The following is a 20,736-nucleotide window of genomic DNA, read 5'->3' on the forward strand; positions in this document are numbered from 1 at the left end:
CATTGCACGGGGTATGGCCTCGGGGCGTGGAACTTCGTAGGCTCGGCGAGGGGGAGCCGTTCGCGCGGGCGGTTTCCCCGTGTCGAGGCAACAAGCATGAGCTCCTCCGACAATCGCGACGACTCTGAAGGCGGCGAGCAGCCGTCGATTCCCGACGAGGAGCACAACCGGGCGGCCCAACCGGTCGACGGCGAAGAATCGCCGCGGCTGCCGTTTCCGGTCGTCGGCATCGGTGCGTCGGCGGGTGGGCTCGAAGCGGCGATCGAGCTGTTCAGCGGGATCCCGGCAGACAGCGGCATGGCGTTCGTGCTCGTGCAGCACCTGCCGCCGGACCGCAAGACGTTGGTCGCCGAGATCCTGCAGAAGAAGACGGCGCTTACGGTGCTCCAGGTCCAGGCCGAATCCAAGGTCGAGCCGAACACGCTCTATGTCATCCAGCCCGGGCGCACGCTGCGCATCGAGAACGGCAGGTTCCACCTGACCGAACCGCTGGATAAGCCGATGCACTCGCGGCCGATCGACGACTTCTTCCGCTCGCTGGCCGAAGAGCAGCGGGAAAGAGGCATCGCGATCATCCTGTCGGGAATGGGCAGCAATGGCGCTGCCGGATGCCAGGCGATCAAGGCGGTGGGCGGACTCTGCATCGCGCAGGACCCAGAGACGGCCGCCTTTCCGTCGATGCCGCATCACCTGATCGATGCGGGTTACGCCGATTACATCCTCAAGCTGCAGGACATTCCTGCAGTCCTGCTGTCGTACGCCAATCATCCTTACGCGAAGGAACGCCGGCCGGCTGTCACCGAGCGCCACCAGCAGCAGCTGCGCGAGATCCTGGCGGTGCTGCGCACGCGCACCCGCCACGACTTCGGCGGCTACAAGAAGGGAACGGTGATGCGGCGGGTCCAGCGGCGCATGGGACTGGCGCGGCTGACCAAGCTCGGCGATTACGCGCGCATGCTGCGCCAGACTCCGACGGAAGTCGCCGCGCTCGCCGACGACCTGCTGATCCACGTGACCGGTTTCTTCCGCGATCCCTATGCCTGGGAAGCGCTTCGCGAGCGCGTGATCGTCCCTCTGGTTGCCGCCAGGGAGAACGATTCGTCGATCCGGGCGTGGGTTGCCGCCTGCGCCAGCGGCGAAGAAGCCTACACGCTGGCGATCCTGCTGGTCGAGGAGGCCGAGCGCGCCGGCAAGCGGCTCGACATCCGGATTCTCGCGACCGACACCGCCGAGCGCAGCCTGCAGAACGCGCGCCTCGGCGTCTATCCCGGCGGCATCGAATCGGAGCTTACACCCGAGCGCCTCGAGCGCTTCTTCCAGCGCGAGGACGCGGTGTACCGCGTGCGCCAGGAGCTTCGCGAGCGCGTCGTGTTCGCGCCGCAGAACGTGCTGCAGGACCCGCCGTTCAGCCGCCTCGACATCGTCACGTGCCGCAATCTGCTGATCTACCTCGAGCCGGATCTGCAACAGCGTCTGCTTGCGCTGCTGCACTTCGGGCTTCGCGACGGCGGCGCATTGTTCCTCGGGACCAGCGAGACGCCGGGACCGAGCGACGAGCTGTTCGAGCAGGTCGACAAGAAGGCCAGGATCTTCCGGCGCGTCGGCCCGACTCGCCACGGCAGCGTCGAGTTCCCGCTGCCGCGACGGATGACAACGACGCCCACCGAGCCCCGCACCGCGGAAGTCAAGGCAGCAGCGGTACTGCGTCCGACGATCGCGCAGCTGACGACGCGGGTGCTGCTCGAATACCACACGCCGCCGGCGGTGACCATCGACCACGACTACTGCATCCTGTACTACCACGGCGACGCGTCGCCGTATCTTGCGCAGCGTTCCGGCGAACCCACGCGCGACCTGATGGCGGTCCTGCGCGAGCCCCTGTATCCCGCCGTGCGCAGCGCCTTCCATCGCGCGGCGCACACGCGTGCGACCGCTACCGAGGATGCGTGGATCGATCGCAGCGACGGCGTTCGCGAGCACGTACTGGTTGCGGTCTCACCGGTCTCGCGCCAACCCAAAGCCGACCTTTTCGTCGTCAGCTTCAAGGATCTCGGCCAGTCGCTCCCGGAGCAGTCCCCGGTGCGGTCGACCGACCGCGAGAAGTCGACCGGCCTCCTGCGGCGGATGCGCGACGAGCTGCAGGGGACGGTCGAGGAGCTTCAGACCAGCAACGAGGAGCTCAGGGCGGCTCACGAGGAAGTCATCAGCACCAACGAGGAGCTGCAGAGCGCGAACGAGGAGATGGAGCTCAGTCGCGAGGAGATGCAGTCTCTCAACGAGGAGCTCTCGACCGTCAACAGCCAGCTCCAGGCCAAGATCGACGAATACCAGGCGGTGACCAACGACCTGACCAGCCTGCTGACGAGCACCGACCTGGCCGTGCTGTTCCTCGACACCAGCTTCCGCATCCGCCGCTTCACGCCGCAGCTCAAGGAGCTGATCGAGCTCATCAGCACCGACGTCGGGCGACCGCTTTCCGACCTTGCGCTCAAGTTCGACGATCCGGACCTGCTCGCGGACGCAGCCACCGTGCTCGAGCGCCTCGTTCCCTGCGAACGCGAGATCGCGGTCGACGGCGGTCGCTGGTTCCTGCGCCGCATCACGTCGTACCGAACCGGCGAAAACCGCATCGAAGGCGTCGTCGTGGCGTTCATCGAGACGACGGCGCGCAAGCGCGCCGAGGAGGCGCTGCGTGACCGCGAGGAGCAGTTCCGTCACGCAATCGAGCATGCTCCGATCCCGGTAATCCTCCAGAACGACCGCGGCGAGGTGGTCCAGCTCAGTACCGCATGGACGGAGCTTACCGGTTACGGGATCCGCGACATCCCTGTGCGCGAGGCCTGGCTGAGCCTGCTGCCCGTCGAAGAAGCCGCACGCCTCGCGGAAAAGCTGGACGCACTGTTCAGCGGCCAGCAGCGCTCGATCGAGATGGAGTTTCCAATCCGTACGCGCGACGACGCGATGCGATACTGGCGCTTCTCGGCTTCCTTGCCCCACTCCAGCAGGGACGGTCGAAGGATCTGCGTCGGCATGGCGGTGGACATCTCGGACCTGAAGAGGGCCGAAGCGGACCTGCGTGCGTCGCGCGACACCGAAGCCGCCGCCAGCGCGATGAAGGACCAGTTCCTGGCCAGCATTTCCCACGAGCTGCGCACGCCGCTTTCGGTGGTGCTGATGTGGGCGAAGCTGCTCAGCCGCGACGAAGTGCCGCAGGCCCAGCGCGCCGAAGCGATCGAAGCGATCGTGCGCAGCGCCGAGGCGCAGCGGCGCCTGATCGAGGATCTTCTCGACACGACGCGAATGGCGTCGGGCAAGCTCCGCGTCGCGCTGAAGCCGATCGAGCTGGCCGCGGTGGTGCAGGCCGCGGTCGATCTCGTCGCGCCGCTTGCCGACAGGAAGGGCGTCGAGCTGAAGGTCCAGGTTCCCGCCACGGTTCCTGCGGTCATGGGAGACTCGGGGCGCCTGGAGCAGGTGGTCTGGATCCTTCTGTCGAACGCGATCAAGTTCACGCCTCGCGGCGGGCGAGTCCAGCTCAAACTTCGAAAGGAGAGCGAGTCGCTCGTCCTCGTCGTCAGCGATACGGGCGAGGGAATCGCGCCGTCTTTTCTCCCGGACGTCTTCGCGCCGTTCGCGCAGGCGGGACGCGGCGATCGCGTCACGATCGGCCTCGGGCTCGGGCTTTCGATTGCGCAGTCGCTGGTCCAGCTTCACGGCGGTTCCATTTCGGCGGCCAGCGACGGACAGGGGCGCGGGGCGACGTTTACGGTACGCCTCCCGATCGCGACGACTGCCACCGTCGAGCCCGACGCAGGTTCGCCGGGACGGGAGAGCCTCGAAGGCGTCTCGGTGCTCGTGGTCGAGGACAATCCCGACACGCTGAAAGTGGTGCAGACCGCGCTCCAGAGCGCCGGCGCGACGGTCCACGCTTGTTCGTCCGCTGCAGAGGCCCTGAGCGCCTATTCCGATCTCCAGCCCGGTATCCTGCTGAGCGACATCAGCATGCCGGACATGGACGGCCTGGAGCTGATGCGCCGCATCCGCGGAATGGAAGCCGCCTGGCACCGCAAGCCCGTACCGAGCGTCGCGCTGACGGCGATGGCGGCTGCGTCCGATCGCGATGCGGCCAGGGACTGCGGTTTCGACGAATTCCTGGCCAAACCCATCGACCCCGAATCGCTGGTGGCCACGTTGCGCGCGGTCCTGGATGGTGGCCGGTGAAACGACTTGCAGCAATTCGAGCGATTGTTCTTGCCATGACTGCGTGCGTCGCTGCGGCTGCGGCCACGGCCGCGCACGCGTTCAGCGACGATTTCGCGGCACCTCTCTCGCCGCAATGGGCTGCGGCGCGCACGAGCGAGCCGGGTTCGGCGGTCTCCTCGCCGGTGGCGGACACCGAGGCTCTCGACGGCAACGTGCTCGAGCTCGTCTATCCCGGCGGCACTTCACCGGATGACAGCGGCCCTGCGTTTGCGACGGAGCTCGAGAGCGCGTCGCCGCTCGGCTACGGCACCTTCCGCGCGCGCCTGCGCACACCCAAGGCGAGCCGCGCCACCGGCCTCGTCTCGGCGTTTTTCACGTATTTCAACGACGGGGCGGATCACGACGGCGACGGAATTATCGACAACGACGAGATCGACATCGAGATTCTCGCCAACGAGCCGTCGTCGATCTACTTGACGGTGTGGACCGACTACACCGACGACAGCAACTTCCACAAGACGACGCGCAAGGTGGACGTTCGCAGCGGCCGCGTGTGGCAGACGCCGCCGGGCGGCGAGAGCAGCTACGACCTCGTCGAGACCGATCCGCTCGGCTGGAGCTCGAGGACGTTCCGCTCGTGGAAAGCGTTCGCGACCTACCAGTTCGTCTGGTCTGCCGGCAGCGTCGAGTATTCGATCGACCTCGAGGACGGAACCGGTCCGCACGTGCTGTGGACGCTGGCCGGAGACCCCGACGTGACGATTCCGTCGCAGCCTGCTCCGGTGTTCTTCAACCTGTGGCACAACGGGTACCACTGGAGCTCCGGTCGCGCGGCGCGTGTCCCTCGCGGCGGCGCCCTGTTCCACGTCGACAGCGTCAGCGTCAACTGAGCTCAGCCCGCGAGCGCTTCCTCACGGCGGCGCTCTCTCTCGCGTCCGGTCGGCACCGGTGCCGCCGCTGTGTGCGTCGGCAGCCGTTCTCCGCGCGAATAGACGCTGAACTGCATCAGGCGAAGTCGCACCACGCTCGCGACGACGAGCCTCGGCACGTCGTGGTGCAGGTGAGGAAATTCCGCGTGCAGCACGGCGGCGTCCGCCACGGTCTCGACCGTGACCTTGACGACGGGGCCGGTGCGCTGGATCGACATGACCCGCACGTCGATTCCGACTGCGCCCGCATCGGCAAGACGCAGGTCGGCCGGGCGCACGTAGACGTCCACCGGACCGCCGGGATGGAGACCGGCGGTATGGATACTTTCGGTGGAGATCGGCTGCCCGACGCCCGGCAGGTACACGCTCCCGTCGCGAACGGCGCCCGGCAGAACGTTGGTCTCTCCGAGGAAATCGAAGACGAACGGGCTGGCCGGGCGCTCGTAGAGGTCCTCGGTCGAGCCGATCTGCTCGATGCGGCCGCGATTCATCACGACGACGCGGTCGGCCAGCTCCATCGCTTCTTCCTGGTCGTGCGTGACGAAGATGCTGGTCACGTGGATCTCGTCGTGGAGCTTGCGCAGCCATTGGCGCAGCTCGTGCCGCACCTTGGCGTCGAGCGCACCGAAAGGCTCGTCGAGCAGCAGCACTCTCGGCTCGGCGGCCAGCGCGCGCGCCAGCGCGACTCTCTGGCGCTGGCCGCCCGAGATCTGGCCGGGATAGCGCGCGTCCAGTCCGTCCAGCCGCACCAGGTGCAGAAGCTCGCGCACGCGGTCGCGGATCTTCGCGCGCGAGACGTTGCGTACCCTCAGTCCGTAGCCGATGTTGTCGGCGATCGTCATGTGGCGAAACAGCGCGTAGTGCTGGAACACGAATCCGATGTTGCGCTCTCTCGCCGAAAGACCGGTGATGTCGTCGCCTCCGATCGAGACCGAGCCCGAGTCGGCGACCTCCAGTCCAGCGATGATGCGCAGCAGCGTCGTCTTGCCGGACCCCGACGGGCCGAGCAGCGCCAGCAGGTCTCCGTCGGGCACTTCGAGGCTGACGTCGTCCAGCGCGGCGAAATTGCCGAACTCCTTGCTTACGTTGCCGATGCGGATGCTCATGATGCTCCCTTCGCTGCGGCGCGGGCTCCGACTGTGCCGGCAACCCCGCCAAGGCTTGTCGCCGGTGCCTTGCGCTCGAGCCTGCTCCTGGCCACCAGCGTGACGATTGCAAGCAGCGTCAGCGTGGAGGCGACGGCGAACGCGCCCGGCATGTTGTACTCCTCGAAAAGCTTCTCGATGCGCAGCGGCATCGTGTCCGTCTGTCCTGCGATGTGTCCGGAGACCACGTAGACGGCACCGAACTCGCCGACGGCGCGCGCGTTGCAAAGGATGATCCCGTAGACGAGCCCCCAGCGGATGTTCGGAAGCGTGACGTCCCGGAACATCTGCCCCGGCGTCGCGCCGAGGCTGATCGCGGCGAGGTCTTCGTCCGGGCCGAGCGCTTCGAGCACCGGGATGAGCTCGCGCGCGACGAATGGGAACGTCACGAACGAAGTGGCCAGCACGAGTGCCGGCAGCGCGAACAGGATCTTCAGGCTGCGACCGTGAGGCCACAGGTCCAGGCCGAGCTGCACGGCGAGCAGCACCGCGAACACGATCGCGCCGCCGGCGATTGCCGCCAGGGCCCTTCGGCGTCCGAGACGCGAGCGGGAACCGGTCGGAAGCAGCAGCAAGAGCGCGAGCGCGAAGGCCGCGGCGACAAGTGCCGACACGAGGTACGGCATCACCGAATAGCCGTCCTCGCGCAGGAACTGCCCGCAGCAGCCCTGCAGCCCGAAGATCAGCACGAACATCAGTCCGGCCACCACCGGCGAGACCGCGAACGGAAGGTCGACAAGAGCGGTGAGAATGGTGCGGCCGCGGAAGTCGAAGCGCGCGATCGCCCACGCCGCGGCAATGCCGAACACCGTGTTGGCGCCGAGCGCGATCGGCACCACCGTGGCCGTCAGCAGGATCGCCTGGCGCGTGTCGGCATCGCCGAACAGGTTGTTCCAGTAGGCTCCCACTCCATTGCCGAACGCCACGACGAAGATGTTGACGACGGGAACGACGATCAGAAGACCGACCAGCGCGAGCACGAAGGCGGTCAGGCCCCAGCGCACCCAGGCCGGGTCCTGCTGGGCCGTGCGTCCGCGGCGAAGAGGCCCCGCATCCGCAGGCGACACGAGCGAATCAGCGCTCATGGCGCAAGCTCCAGCGTTCCAGCCGGTTGGTCAGTACCAGCAGCGAGAACGACGCCAGCAGCAGCACGACGGCGATCGCCGTGGCTTCGCCGTACGCGAACTCTTCGAGGCGCGCGACGATGAGGATCGGCGCGATCTCGGTCTTGTACGGCATGTTTCCGGAGACGAAGACGACCGAGCCGTACTCGCCGATGCCGCGCGCGAACGCGAGGGCGAACCCGGTGATCAGCGCGGGAAGCACGGTGGGGAAGACGACGTGGCGGAAAGCCTGCCACCTCGTGCCGCCGAGCGAGGCGGCGGCCTCCTCGCATTCGGGATCGAGGTCCTCGAGGATCGGCTGAACGGTGCGCACGACGAACGGCAGCCCGACGAACACGAGCACGAGCACGATCGCAAAGCGGCTGTACGCGCCGTAGATCCCGAGAGGAACGAGCCAGTGCCCGAGCCAGCCCTTCTGCACGTACAGCGAGGAGTAGACCAGGCCCGTCACCGCCGTCGGCAGCGCCAGCGGCAGGTCGACGAGGGAGTCGACGATCCGTCGCCCGCGAAAACGGTAGCGTACCAGCACCCACGCGACGACGAGCCCGAGCAGGGCGTCGGCGATGGCCGCAACCAGCGCAGCGCCGAACGTCAGCGCGTACGCGGCGCGCGCGCGATCGGTCCACACGGCGTGACGGAATTCGTCGAAGGTGAGCGAGCCCGCCTTCGCGAAGCACGCGAGGATCGGGATCACGACGAGGAACCCGAGGTAGAACAGCGTGTAGCCGAGGCTCAAGGAGAAGCCCGGCAGCACGCGGCGGTCGACGGTCACCATGGTCTTCGGCCTCGCGCCAGTTCGCCGCGCGCCGGCCTCATTTCGGCTTGTAGATGCTGTCGAACACACCACCTTCGGCGATCAGCTGCCGGTGCGCATCAGGAAAGTCCTTTGCGATCTCGGTGATGTCGAACAGCCGGATGTCCGGGAAAGACGAGGCGTGCGCTTTGAGCACCGCCGGATTGGTCGGCCGGTAATAGTGCCGGGCGATGATCTCCTGCGCCTCGTCGCTGTAGGTATACTCGAGGTAGGCCTGCGCGGCGTCGCGGGTGCCCTTGCGCGCGACGTTGATGTCGACCACGGCAACGTGCGGCTCGGCGCGAATGCTGATCGGCGGGTAGACGATCTCCAGGTCGCCGCCTGCTTCGTCCGCCTCGAGGTGGGCCTCGTTCTCCCACGTCAGGTGCACGTCGCCGATGCCTTTCTGTGCGAACGTGGTCGAAGCGCCGCGGGCACCGGAGTCGAGCACCGGCACCCGGCTGTAGAGACTCGTCACGTAGTCGATCGCGTCCTGGCGGGTCCCGCCGCGAAGGATCACCGAGCCCCACGCGCTGAAGAAGCTGAGGTAGCCGTTGCCCGACGTCTTCGGGTTCGGAGTGACGATCTCGACGCCCGGTTGCACGAGGTCGGGCCAGTCGTGGACGTGCTTCGGATTTCCCTTGCGGACGACGAAGACGATCGTCGAGAAGTACGGCAGTGAGCGATTCGGCAGCCGGTCCACCCAGCCTGCGGAGATCAATCCCTTCTGCGCGATCGCGTCGGTGTCGAGGAAGGACGCCAGCGTCACGACGTCGGCCTCCAGCCCGTCGATCACGGCGCGTGCCTGGCTGCTCGAGCCGCCGTGCGACTGGTGGATCGTCAGCGTGTCGCCGGTCTGCTTCTCGTACAGCGCGATGAAGTGGCTGTTGAGGTCCTTCCAAAGCTCGCGCGTCGGATCGCACGAGACATTGAGCAGAGTCAGGTCCCTGGCGGACGCAGGCGCCGACGCGGCGACGATTGCAGTCGCGGCCAGCGCGACCGCAACGACGAATTTCGGGTTCATCTTCGGGTACTCCTCTGTCCCGGAGGACGTGCAGGAGATTGCAACCGGCGTGCCGCCCGCTAACTGGCGGAAATGACAGGATGTCGGGATCCGGCCACCCGTGAAATCTGCTGGATTGCCGTGAGTGATGCGGGGCAGGGGGCTCAGAGTCCGCCGCAGCAGCGCGACCGGTCGATGAGGCGACGGAGCTCAGCGCCCGCCGCGATACCGCGACCAGTCGATGCCGAGTTTTCGCATGCGCGCGCGAAGTGTGTGCGGGTTGATGTCGAGCAGCTCGGCGGCCCCGCCGCGTCCTTCGATGCGCCCGCGACAAGTGGCCAGCGCCGATTCGATGTGCTTGCGCATCGCCTCGTCCAACGCCGAGTTGGCTGCGCCGCTTGCCACCGTCGATGCGCGAACGCGCGCCGGCGCAGTGTTCGATCCCGGACGGTGGTGCAACGAACGGTCGGGCAGGCCGAGTGCCGCGGCTACCTCGAGGCGGTTGCCGTCGCCGAGAATTGCGGCGCGATCGATCACCGAGATCAGCTCGCGCACGTTGCCGGGCCAGTCGTAGCTCGTCAGGAGCGCGATGTCCTCGGCCGTCAGCCGCGTCGGTCGCAGGCCGAAGTGCCTCGCCGCCCGCGCCGCGAAGTGCGCGGCCAGCGCCGGCGTATCGTCGCGACGCTCGCGCAGCGGCGGCAGCACGATCGGAAATCCGGCGACGCGGTACCAGAGATCCTGGCGGAATTCCCCATTCTGCACCATTGCAGGAAGGTCGCGATGCGTCGATGCGATGATGCGCACGTCGACGTTGACGCTTCGCTCTCCGCCCACGCGTTCGAAGCTTCCCTCCTGGAGCACGCGCAAAAGGCGCACCTGGGCCGGCGGCGGAAGGTCGCCGACTTCGTCGAGCAGCAGGGTCCCGTTGTCGGCACGTTCGAACCAGCCCCGTCGCGACGAGGTTGCGCCGGTAAAGGCGCCTTTTTCGTGCCCGAACAGCTCCGAATCGATCAGCTCGGCAGGGATCGCTCCGCAGTTGACGCGGATGAAAGGCGCGCGGCCGCGGGAAGACGCTTCATGGATCGTGCGCGCGATGACTTCCTTGCCGGTGCCGGTTTCTCCGAGAAGAAGAACGGGCACATCGAGGCGCGCCACCAGCGCGACTCGTTCCATCACCGGACCGAGTCCGGCGTCGGCTCCGATGATCGTGTCGCGCAGGTCTTCACGGCCGAGCCGGGCCAGCGCCGAGCGCTTGTCGGCCTCGGCCGCCTCGCGAAGCGCGGCGAGCTCGTGGTAACGGCGGTCGCTTTCGAGCGCCGCCGACACGGGCTCGAGCAACGCTTCGAACATCTGCCTGTGCTGCGCGTGCAACGGAGATCCGCGGCGGGCACGAACCAGCATCGCACCGGTCGGTCCGTCCTCACCGTGCAGCGCGCCCGCCATCCAGCTTGCGGCTGGAGACGATGGAAACAGGATCGCAGCAACGGCGGTATCGCGGGAATCTGCGCCGTTGCCGCCGCGAGGAAGAATGCTTCTGCTGTCCGCCCACGCGCGCAGGGCCGCCGTCTCCCGAGGCTCGAGCGTGCGCTCGACGGCAGGCAGCCGGCCGCTGTCGCCGAGACCCGACGCGCGATGCAGGATGCGCGCGCCTGCCCAGTCGATCGCGAGCACGCTCATATGGTCGGCGGGAATGCGCTCGGCAACGAGCGCCGCAATGGCGGCGGTGGAAGTCGCGATGTCGGTGTGGCGACCGGCTTCGCGCCAGACCTCCACGAGGAGACTCGAAAGCTGTTCCATGGTGCGTAGCCGTCAAATACCGCGGTGATCAGACTATACAACCGTATCGTGGCCAGCAATAATCACGGTCGCTGCTCGGATATTTCACGGAGCTGGGATAGAAGTCCTCGGTATTTCAGCTACTTGTGAGTCCAGACCTGGCCGGCATGCGCATTGCTTCAGTCGAGTCCATCGCTACCCAGAGGAGTCTCCCGATGAAAGCCATTCGTATCGTCGCGGCCGCCGCGGCGCTGGCCGCGCTCGGCGCGGGCGTCGCACACGCCGGTGCCGCTGCCGGCAACCCGAGCCAGGCCGAGCTGCTCCAGAGGATCGAGCAGCTCGAAGCCGAAGTGAAAGAGCTCAAGAAGGACGCGCGCAAGCTCGAAGCCTCCGATGATACGCGCGCGAGCAGCAAGCCGGTTGCCGGTTACAAGGACGGTTTCTTCCTCGCGACCGAGGACGGGCGTTACAAGCTCAACGTCGACGGTTACGTGCAGGCCGACAGCCGCTGGTCGGTCGACAACGGCGACGACCCCAGCGTCGACCAGTTTTCGATCCGTCGTGCGCGCCTCGACATCCGCGGCACTCTCGCCGACCGTTTCGATTTCCGGTTCCAGCCGGATTTTGCCGGCAGCCAGGTCGTGCTCCAGGATGCGTACCTCGACGGCAGGTTTGCGCCGTGGGCGGTCACGCGTTTGGGCAAGTTCAAGACGCCCTTCGGCCTGGAGCAACTGCAGGCCGATTCGAACCGGGTCTTCCTGGAGTCTTCGCTGGTGGACAACCTGACGCCCAATCGCGACGTGGGCGCCCAGCTTTACGGGGATTTCCAGCACGGCGCGTTCACGTACCAGCTCGCGGTTCTCAACGGCGTTCCCGACGGAACCAGCGGCGACACGGACTTCAACGATGCCGTCGATGTCGCGGCCAGGGTTTTCGCGCTGCCGCTGCGCAATACCACCGTCGTTCCGCTTCGCGGGCTCGGCCTCGGCGTGGCGGCGACCGCAGGTCGCGAGCAAGGCACGGCATCCTCGCCGCAGCTTCCGTCGTTCAGGACGTCGTCGCGCAACACGTACTTCAAGTACTCGGCCGATAGCCCCTCGACGTCGGCCGCAACGACCGTTGCCAACGGCGATCACTGGCGCGTCATGCCACAGGGGTACTACTACTACGGGCCCTTCGGCTCGATGTTCGAGTACGGCGTCTCCAACCAGGAGCTCTTGAAGGGAGCCACGAAAGGCGACACGCAGAATACCGCGTGGCAGCTTCGCGCCCAGTGGCTGCTCACCGGCGAAGCGGCGACGTACGACGTGCTCGTCCCCAGCCATGACTTCAACTTCGGGCACGGTGGATGGGGAGCCTGGGAAGTTGCGCTGCGGTACGCCGAGCTGCACGTGGACGGCGATACCTTCACGAAGGGCTTCGCCGATCCCACGAAGTCGGTGAGCCAGATCGACTCGATTACGGCGGGACTGAACTGGTACCTCAATCGCAACATCAAGCTGATGTTCGACTACGAGCACTCGACGTTCGACAAGGGATCCAAGACGGGCGACCGGGATCCCGAAGACGTGTTCCTGACTCGCGCCCAGTTCTGGTTCTGAGCAGCGGGCCGATTACCCGCGCTCGGCGAGAAACTCTTCGAGCGCGCGGTTCCAGGCACCGGGATTCTCGATGTACGGCGAATGTCCGGCATCGGGAATCTCGGTGACACGCGCGCCCGGAACGAGCACGGAAGCGTGCCGCAACAGGTCGGGCGGAAACAGCTGGTCTTCGCTTCCGACGAGGAACAGCGTCGGCATGCGAAGGGCGCGCAGCGAGGCAGGCTCGACGCGCGCGGCGGCAAGCTGCGGCGTGATCGTCGCGACGGGCGGCGATCCAAACGTCGAGAGCGACTGGTAGAGGCACGCAAGGGCAAGGTTTCGCCTGGAAAAACCCTGCGAGAGCGCGGGGTGCACTCCGAGCGGCAGCGGCGCGGCCCCTGCTGCCGCTGCAGCGGCACCGATTGCGCGCATGTGGCCGTGGATCTTCTCGTCGCTGATGCCGCCAGCGGTGTCGGCAAGCACCAGGCGCGTCACCCTGCCAGGGGCGCGCAGCGCGAGGCCGAGCGCCGTCCAGCCTCCCATCGATTGGCCGACAACGGTGGCCTCCGCGATGCCCGCTTCGTCCATCACCGCTTCGAGATCGGCGACGACGGTATCGACCGAGTACCGGTCCTGGTTGCCGGTCGACGGTGCGAAGCCGCGCTGGCTCAGCGTCACGACCAAGTGGCTGGAAGCGAAGTGCGCGACCTGGTGGAACCAGACAGCATGGTTTCCGCCGAGACCGTGCACGAGCACCAGCGCAGGACCCGAGCCGCACGCTTCGAAGTAGATGCGGGCGCCACCTGCGGCCGTGACAAATCCGCTGCGACGAGAGATGGTCGCGCTGTCTGGCGCGTTCTGACGTGAAGGATCTTCGATAGAGCGCATATGGCGCAGGTGGCGACCTGAATGCCGGATTCTGGTCCGGAAGCGCAGATGACGAAAGGGACGGTTGCGCCGCTTCCGGTGCTTGCTAAGAACCATCGCCGGCCCGACCAGCAGGCGCCCGACCGCCGCCGGTCCGACCAGTCGACCGATGGTCGCCCGGTTCGATCACAGTCGGCCGATGGCCGGTCCAACCGGAGGCGGCCCGTGGCCGCCGGTCCCATAAGGAGAATACGCGCATGCATCTTTCCGATACCGTAGCCGTCGTCACCGGAGGGGCCTCGGGCCTCGGCCTGGCCACTGCCGAAGCCATCGTCGCCGGCGGCGGGCGTGTCGCGCTCCTCGATCTCGAGCGTTCCAACGGCGCCGAGGTCGCCTCGGGCATGGGCGGCCACGCGATGTTCACTCCTGCCGACGTCACCAGCGAGGACGAGGTCAACAAGGCTCTCGACAAGGCCATCGCGGCCTTCGGCAGGATCAACGCGGTCGTCAACTGTGCCGGAATCGGCACGGCGATGAAGACCACCGGCAAAGGCGGTCCGTTCCCGCTGAACCTTTTTGCCAAGACGATCGAGATCAACCTCATCGGAACCTTCAACGTGCTGCGCCTGGCCGCTACGCGCATGCTGTCGAACGATCCGAGCGAGGACGGCGAGCGCGGCGTCATCATCAACACGGCATCCGTTGCCGCGTTCGACGGACAGATCGGGCAGGTGGCCTACACGGCGTCCAAGGCCGGCGTCGTCGGCATGACGCTCCCGATCGCGCGCGACCTGTCGCGCGACGGCATCCGCTGCTGCACGATCGCGCCCGGCACCTTCGATACGCCGATGCTCGCGCTGCTGCCCGAAGAAAACCGCAAGGCTCTCGGCGCAGGCATCCCGTTCCCGCAGCGCCTCGGAAAGCCCTCCGAGTACGGCCAGCTCGCGTGCGCGATCATCACCAACCCCTATCTGAATGGGGAAACGATCCGTCTCGACGGCGCATTGAGAATGCCCCCGCGCTGAACGACGACGCCGCTCGACGAACGAATGCCCCGTCCGCGCGCTGAACGGCGACGCAGCCCGGCGGGCGAATGCCTGGCTCCGCCCGCTGAACGGCGACGCAGCCCGGCAGGGCACAATGGTTGCACACGAAGCGCGCGCGGGACTTCGTTCGCCACGGCACGACGGTTGCACACGGAAGCGGCGTGGCATTCGCGACGCCCGTGCATCCCAAGGGCTCAGGGCCGGAGCACCACCTTGATGCAACCGTCGCGGTTGCGGAACATCTCGTAGGCCTCGGGAGCCTGGTCGAGGCTCATGTGGTGCGTGATGACGAACGACGGATCGATTTCCTCGTTCTGCACGCGACGCAGAAGCTCTGCCGAATAGCGGGGTACGTGCGTCTGCCCGGTGCGGATGGTGATTCCCTTGTTCATCGCCGCGCCGAACGGAACGTCGTCGAGAAGCCCGACGTAGACGCCGGGTACCGACAGGGTACCGCCCTTGCGGCAGCAATAGATCGCCTCGCGCAGCACGTGGGTGCGGTCGCCTGCCATGACCGCCGATTTCGCGCGGTCGACGATTGCGCGCAGGGTCCCGGGCGCGTGGGCTTCGCAACCGACCGCATCGATGCAGCGGTCCGGTCCCCGCCCGTCCGTCATCTCCATCAGGCGGTCGTAGACGTCGGTTTCGAGGAACTGGATCGTCTCGGCGTCGCCGTGCTGCTCAGCCATCGCCAGGCGGGCCTGCACGCAGTCGATTGCGATCACTCGCTCGGCGCCGAACATCCACGCACACTGGATCGCGAACTGCCCGACGGGGCCGCAGCCCCACACGGCGACGGTGTCGCCGGCCTCGATGTCGCAATTTTCGGCTGCCATGAACCCGGTGGGAAAGATGTCGGACAGGAACAGCACCTTGTCGTCGGACAGTCCCGCCGGAATCCGAATGGCGCCGACGTCCGCGAACGGCACGCGAAGGTATTCGGCCTGCCCGCCCGGATATCCGCCCATCATGTGGGAGTAGCCGAGAAGACCGGCGGTCGCTTGACCGAGCGCTTCGCGGGCCGCGCGATTCTCCGCGTTGGTCGTGTCGCACAGCGAGTACAGGCCCTTCTGGCAGAAGAAGCAGTAGCCGCACGAGACGACGAAGGGCACGACGACGCGGTCCCCGACCTTGAGGCGCGCGACCGCGCTGCCGATCTCGACGACTTCTCCCATCGGCTCGTGGCCGAGGATGTCGCCCTTCTCCATCGTCGGGACGATGCCGTCGTAGATATGGAGATCGGAACCGCAGATGGCGGTGGACGTGATGCGCACGATCGCATCGGTGGGCTGCACGATTTCCGGATCGGGGACGTCCTCGACGCGGATGTCACCGGTACCGTACCAGCAGACTGCTCTCATCGCTGCTCCTCCGGCGGTGGCGCCGCGCATGCCGGCCACTACACGCAAACGGGCGTTTGGCCGCCGATTGAGCGACGATGGCATCGCAGGCGCGAGCGTAGAAGAACGCTCGCGCCGGCCGTCAGAAGAATTGCGCGTCCGGGGAGGAACCCCCGTACGCCGCCGCGTCAGAACGCGACTTCGACGGGGGTCGAGTAGAACTGCTTGTACCAGCGGCGGAAGCGCGAGATGTCGCCGTCGCCTTCGGCGAGGTTGGGCTTCTCGCGAAACGCCTTGTTGTTCCACAGCGGCATGTCCAGCTCCCAGTCCTTCGCGTAGTAGTCGAAGAAACCGGTGACCGCTTCCTTGTTCGAGTCGCGGCGCACGTAATAGTTGTGCGTCAGGATCATGCGCTCGGGATCGAGCGGGGTCAGCGACTGCACCGAAACACCGTCGATCAGGCCGCTGACGCGGGTCAGGGAAAGCCCGGGCCCGAACATGAACGAACGGATCGTCGCCAGGCCCTCCGCGCTCGACTGCACCGAGTCGCGCTCGAAATCGAGGTGGAGCTTGCAGATCGGTCCTTCGGTGTCGTAGACGACGCCGCGCACGTTCATGCCGTGCAGCGTGCCGAAGTGCGCCACGTCGAAGCCGTTCTCGTACAGTTCCTGGGGGTGCGCAGCGAGCTCCCACTGGCGGCGTCCGTGCACGTAATAATCGTCCGAGTGCGTCTCGGGGATCACTTCGGGAGTCCACTCGGGCGCTTTCGCCTCGGCGTGATGCCAGATCATGATGAAGCCGTTCTGCTCGCGCATCACCGGCGCGCCGATCTTCGCCTTGGCTGGAATGCGCTTGGCGTAGGGGATGTCGAGGCAGTCGCCGGTCTCGCCGCTCCAGCACCAGTTGTGGAACGGACAGCGGATGCCGTCGCCTTCGACTTTCCCGCCGACGCCGAGGTGCGCCCCGAGATGGGAACAGTACGCATCGAGCACGTGGGCGTTGCCGCCTTCGCCGCGGAACACGACGAAGTCGCGCCCGATGGCGTGGACCGCCTTCACCTCGCCGGCGGCGACCTCGTGCGAATAGCAGATGTTGAACCAGCCGTTCGGGAAGGGGGGCAGGGAAATGCGAGTCATCGTCGGCCTCCGCGCGGCCAGGCGACCGCAGGTAGAACATGTTCCAGTCGCGCATTATAGGCGGCGGCCGATGCGTGTCCACTGCCGGCCGGCCCGCCGGCGGCAATTCGAAAAAGGCCGGAAAAGAGGCCTTTTCGGTCGGTGGCCCTGGCGGGCTCCGCGGCCGGCGAGACCACGGACGACGACGGCGCAGGACCCCCGTTTCATCGACCGCGATCGATTCCCCCAGTCGCGCAGCACCGTAGTTGACAGGCGCAGCGTTCTGGCTGCCTCTGGATGCAGGGCCGCGCCGCGTCCCTGCCACTCCTGGAAGAGAGATCGGGGTGACGAAAATCATTCTTATCGCCAGCTACCGTCCGAGCAGCCAGCAAGAGGAGAACGCGACATGAGAGTCGAGCGACTGTTCCTTACGTCGATCGTGGCAACCGCTGTGGTCGGAGTCCTGGCCGCAGCACCTGCGGCCTACGCGACGTCCACGTTGATGAAGTCCTGCAGCGACGACGTGAAAAAATTCGGGTGCACCGCCAAGAACGATACAGCGGTCCACCAGTGCCTGGAGAAGAACGAGAAGAAGGGTGAGACGGATGAGGGCTTCAGTTCGGCCTGCTACAAGGCCCACGAGTCCTACGAGAAGAGAATGGCCGGCCACCACCACACGGCCACTCACAAGGCGCCGACGAAACCGGCTGCGACGCCGCAGTAATCTGCGCGCCTGGCCGCGCAGGCGAGGAGGCGACGCGGGTCAGGCGCTTTCCTGCCGTCGGCGGGAAAGTGCCTGACCCGCAAGCCGATGCGGGCCGTTACTTGCCGGCCTTCTTCTCCTTCTTTTTCTCCTGCTTCTCCTTGGTCGACAGCTTCGGCTTGTTGTTCTTCGCCTTCTTTTCCTGACCTTTCGCCATCTCGCTACTCCTTGGTGGTTTGGCAGTCGTGCGCGGATCGCGCGCTTTGCGCCTCCTGCGCGGGTTGCTGCGAGCGCTGGCCGGCGCGCGCAGCGCGTGAGCGGCGCTCGCTCACGTTTTCCTCGACCTTCGGCGTCGTGGAGGGGCGTCCACGGCGCGTCACTCCGGGTCGAATCGGGTGCGAAGCTGCAGCGGCGCCTCGCGGCTCTCCATCAGCTCGAACGTGCGTTCGTAGCCGGTCGATCGAATCTTCCACCGGCCGGAGATCTTCACGTACTCGTCGTGGTAGAAGCCGGCGCCCTGCAGGATCATGTTGGCGTCGCGGAAGATCACGGTATCGCGCAGGTACCAGGTGCCGCGCGCGCGGCCTTCTGCGCCGATCTCGATCTCCGGGTGATGCCCGTTGTGCATGCTGATGATGCGCGGGCTGCCCAGCGCGTCACGAAGGAACTTCATGATCGCGTCGCGCCCGTCGAACGAGTAGCGGCCACTGTCGTAGGCGGCCGTCGCGTCCTCGGCCAGCGTGTCGGCCAGCTCGTCCCACAGCTTGCAGTCGAGCGCGCGGAAGTAGCGGTACTTCAGCTGGCAGATCGCTTCGATGTCTTCGAGTCTGGACACGGCGCAGTGCTCCCTTGCGGTCGAGCGCGATGCTGCCGCATGTCGCGTGATGCTGCCAGTGCGGGAGATGCAGGAACTGCAGTGCGGGGTCGCCGCCGCGGGACGGCCGGGGCCGGCTTCCGCGCTGGCGCCTGGGCGGGTAACGCCGATCCGGGTGGATGGAGGCCGTGGCGTGCGCTCGGGCGCTTTGGTGCTTGGGGGGGCGCGCGGGCGTGCAGCGGGCCGGTAGCCCGCCGCGGGGCATGCGAGGCCGCCTTGCGGCGGCCTCGCATGCCCCGGAGCCAATGGCTCAGAAGCCGTTGAACGAGGTGTGGTCGATCAGCGAGTTGGAGCCGATCTTCAGGCGCTTGCCGGCGCCGAAAAGTGCTCCGTTCCACTCCACGTGGTTCTTCGTCTTCAGCTTGCCCGGCATGCAGAACACGGTCCCTGCGCCGGTCACGCTGTCGGAGAACCCGGCCTTCTTGCCCTTCACGTAGATGAGGGTGTGGTTGGCCGTCAGCGAATTGGTCAGCGTGAGCTGGGACTGGATCTGCATCAGGAACTTGCCGGCGATGCGCAGCACGACGACGGTGTCGGGGTCTCCGCCGCCGCTCAGCTCCAGCGTGGCGCTCTTGGACGCCTTGAGGTAGCCGGCAACGTTGACGACGTTGAGGCCGCCGACCACGTTGGGAGTGACCGTGAACGTCTGGCCACCCTTGATCTTCGTCTTGCCGACCGACTGCGTGGCCGTCATGGCGTCGAGCTCTCCGGCCACCGTCTGGTAGTCCTCACGCACTGCGATGCAGGCCGTCCCCTGCGGGTTGGTGCCGCTCAGGTCGTAGCTCCCGCTGGCGTCGTCCTTGGCGGTGGTCGATCCCGGTGCGAGCAGCGAAAGCTTCGGGGTCGTGTACGGAAGCTTGTTGGTACCGGGAAGGGCCTTGGCACCGCCGCCGGCGCTGACGATGTCGTTGCCCACCGTGGCGCTGTTGGCCAGCCGGATCGCCTTTGCGTACGACGTCATGCCCGAGACGGCGTCGTCCTCGATGGCAACCGTCGAGCCGAGCTTGAGGATGCCGCCGCAGATGTCGCCGGCAATCGCTACCTGGTTCTTCATCTTGATCAGGTCGGCCTTGGTGCCTTCGCGGTTGACGACGGTCCACGGGCAGAAGTCCACCAGGAGGGTCGACGTACCCGCGCAGGCGCCGTCGGTGCAGACGTCGTTCCGCGTGCAGTCGTTGTTGTCGTCGCACGGCGTGTTGTCGGGCGCGTTCCCGGTGGCGCAGGAGCTGGACTCCTCGTCGCACGCCTGGTTCTGGCACTGGCCGCCGTTGCCGGCGCACGGATTGCCGGCGTGGCTGCTGCAGCTGCCCTCCTGGCAGGTGTCGCTGCCGTCGCAGAACAGGCCGTCGTCGCACGGCGAACCGTTCGGGTCCGCTGCGCTGCAGTCGTGCAGCTCCTCGTTGCAGCTCTCCGCGCAGTTCGAGTCGCCGTCGGGGCCGGGGCACGGATTGCCGTTGCCGGTGCAGACGCCGCCCGAGCAGAAGTCGCTTGCGCCGTCGCAGAACAGGCCGTCGTCGCACGAGTTCGTGTTGTTGGTGTGCGCGCAGGCCTGGCCTTCGGAGTCGCAGGAGTCGTTCGTGCACGTGTTGCCGTCGTCGCACGTGTTCGGTGCCCCGACGCAGCGGCCGTCGCTGCAGGTGTCGCCGACGGTGCAGAAGTTGCCGTCGTCGCAGGAGCCGCCGTGCGCGACGTGGCTGCACTGCTGCAGCTCGCCGTCGCAGGAGTCGGTGGTGCAGTCGTTGTTGTCGTCGCACGTGTTCGGCGTGCCTCGGCAGGCACCGTCAAGACAGGTGTCGCCGACGGTGCAGAAGTTGCCGTCGTCGCAGGACCCGGTCGTCGCGAGGTTGCTGCACGCCTGCAACTCGGTGTCGCAGGAGTCGGTGGTGCAGTCGTTGTTGTCGTTGCACGAGTTCGGCGCGCCGCGGCAGGCGCCGTCGACGCACGTGTCGCCGACGGTGCAGAAGTTGCCGTCGTCGCAGGACCCGGTCGTCGCGATGTTGCTGCACACCTGCAGCTCCACGTTGCACGAGTCGGCGGTGCAGGGGTTGCTGTCGTCGCAGGTATTGGCGTCACCGACGCAGCTGCCGTCCGTGCACGAGTCGTTGATCGTGCAGAAGTTGCCGTCGTCGCACGATCCGCTGCGCGCGACGTTGCTGCACGCCTGAAGCTCGGTGTCGCAGGAGTCGGTGGTGCAGTCGTTGTTGTCGTCGCACGTGTTCGGCGAGCCGAGGCAGGCGCCGT

At 66.8% G+C, this 20,736-nt stretch carries 15 protein-coding genes; 5 read left to right on the top strand and 10 right to left on the bottom strand.

All coding sequences use genetic code 11. The annotated features are described in order from the left end of the window. The first annotated feature begins 96 nt into the window (after positions 1-96). Together VGK20_14300 and VGK20_14305 are read left to right on the top strand one after the other, a co-directional pair. Complete coding sequence (locus VGK20_14300; protein ID HEY2775215.1) at positions 97-4,218, top strand: chemotaxis protein CheB; 4,122 nt, start codon at positions 97-99, stop codon at positions 4,216-4,218. A gap of 35 nt (positions 4,219-4,253) precedes the next feature. Then, positions 4,254-5,090, top strand: a complete 837-nt coding sequence (locus VGK20_14305) for a glycoside hydrolase family 16 protein (protein ID HEY2775216.1) — start codon at positions 4,254-4,256, stop codon at positions 5,088-5,090. Between the two features lie 2 nt (positions 5,091-5,092). On the opposite strand, the gene cysA is transcribed toward VGK20_14305, so the two are convergent. The 5 genes from cysA to VGK20_14330 form a co-directional block, all read right to left on the bottom strand. Then, the gene (gene cysA, locus VGK20_14310) at positions 5,093-6,235 is read right to left on the bottom strand and encodes a sulfate ABC transporter ATP-binding protein (GenBank protein ID HEY2775217.1); all 1,143 of its coding nucleotides are present in this window, start codon (positions 6,233-6,235) and stop codon (positions 5,093-5,095) included. Further along, on the bottom strand, positions 6,232-7,359 hold the full coding sequence (locus VGK20_14315) for an ABC transporter permease subunit (GenBank protein ID HEY2775218.1): 1,128 nt from the start codon (positions 7,357-7,359) through the stop codon (positions 6,232-6,234). Before VGK20_14315 ends, cysA begins: the two co-directional genes overlap by 4 nt. Next, on the bottom strand, positions 7,349-8,173 hold the full coding sequence (gene cysT, locus VGK20_14320; protein HEY2775219.1) for a sulfate ABC transporter permease subunit CysT: 825 nt from the start codon (positions 8,171-8,173) through the stop codon (positions 7,349-7,351). The genes VGK20_14315 and cysT overlap by 11 nt, the downstream gene beginning before the upstream one ends. 37 nt (positions 8,174-8,210) lie before the next feature. Then, positions 8,211-9,215, bottom strand: coding sequence for a sulfate ABC transporter substrate-binding protein (locus VGK20_14325; protein HEY2775220.1), 1,005 nt, complete (start codon positions 9,213-9,215; stop codon positions 8,211-8,213). Between the two features lie 189 nt (positions 9,216-9,404). Next, complete coding sequence (locus VGK20_14330; GenBank protein HEY2775221.1) at positions 9,405-10,991, bottom strand: sigma-54 dependent transcriptional regulator; 1,587 nt, start codon at positions 10,989-10,991, stop codon at positions 9,405-9,407. Positions 10,992-11,185: 194 nt separating this feature from the next. Here VGK20_14330 and VGK20_14335 point away from each other — a divergent pair, with 194 nt between their 5' ends. Then, a complete protein-coding gene (locus VGK20_14335; protein HEY2775222.1) occupies positions 11,186-12,571 on the top strand; it encodes a porin in 1,386 nt (461 codons plus the stop codon). A 12-nt stretch (positions 12,572-12,583) separates the two neighbouring features. On the opposite strand, the gene VGK20_14340 is transcribed toward VGK20_14335, so the two are convergent. Then, positions 12,584-13,438, bottom strand: a complete 855-nt coding sequence (locus tag VGK20_14340; protein HEY2775223.1) for an alpha/beta hydrolase — start codon at positions 13,436-13,438, stop codon at positions 12,584-12,586. A gap of 236 nt (positions 13,439-13,674) precedes the next feature. On the opposite strand from VGK20_14340, the gene VGK20_14345 reads away from it, so the two are divergent. Continuing rightward, positions 13,675-14,442 (top strand): 3-hydroxyacyl-CoA dehydrogenase, encoded by a 768-nt coding sequence (locus VGK20_14345; GenBank protein HEY2775224.1) that lies wholly within the window; start codon positions 13,675-13,677, stop codon positions 14,440-14,442. 215 nt (positions 14,443-14,657) lie between these two features. On the opposite strand, the gene VGK20_14350 is transcribed toward VGK20_14345, so the two are convergent. Continuing rightward, complete coding sequence (locus VGK20_14350; protein ID HEY2775225.1) at positions 14,658-15,824, bottom strand: zinc-dependent alcohol dehydrogenase; 1,167 nt, start codon at positions 15,822-15,824, stop codon at positions 14,658-14,660. Between the two features lie 167 nt (positions 15,825-15,991). Further along, positions 15,992-16,939, bottom strand: coding sequence for a Rieske 2Fe-2S domain-containing protein (locus VGK20_14355; GenBank protein HEY2775226.1), 948 nt, complete (start codon positions 16,937-16,939; stop codon positions 15,992-15,994). Between the two features lie 385 nt (positions 16,940-17,324). Between VGK20_14355 and VGK20_14360 the strand changes: the two genes are divergently transcribed. After that, entirely contained in the window at positions 17,325-17,642 is a 318-nt protein-coding gene (locus tag VGK20_14360) for a hypothetical protein (protein ID HEY2775227.1), read from the top strand. A gap of 355 nt (positions 17,643-17,997) precedes the next feature. Here the strand turns inward: VGK20_14360 and VGK20_14365 are convergent, their stop codons facing one another. Together VGK20_14365 and VGK20_14370 are read right to left on the bottom strand one after the other, a co-directional pair. Continuing rightward, on the bottom strand, positions 17,998-18,456 hold the full coding sequence (locus tag VGK20_14365) for a nuclear transport factor 2 family protein (protein ID HEY2775228.1): 459 nt from the start codon (positions 18,454-18,456) through the stop codon (positions 17,998-18,000). A 289-nt stretch (positions 18,457-18,745) separates the two neighbouring features. After that, positions 18,746-20,736 (bottom strand): hypothetical protein (locus VGK20_14370; protein HEY2775229.1); only part of this gene is annotated, 1,991 nt, incomplete at its 5' end.

Source organism: Candidatus Binatia bacterium (genome assembly GCA_036493895.1).
Lineage (GTDB): Bacteria > Desulfobacterota > Binatia > UBA1149 > CAITLU01 > DATNBU01.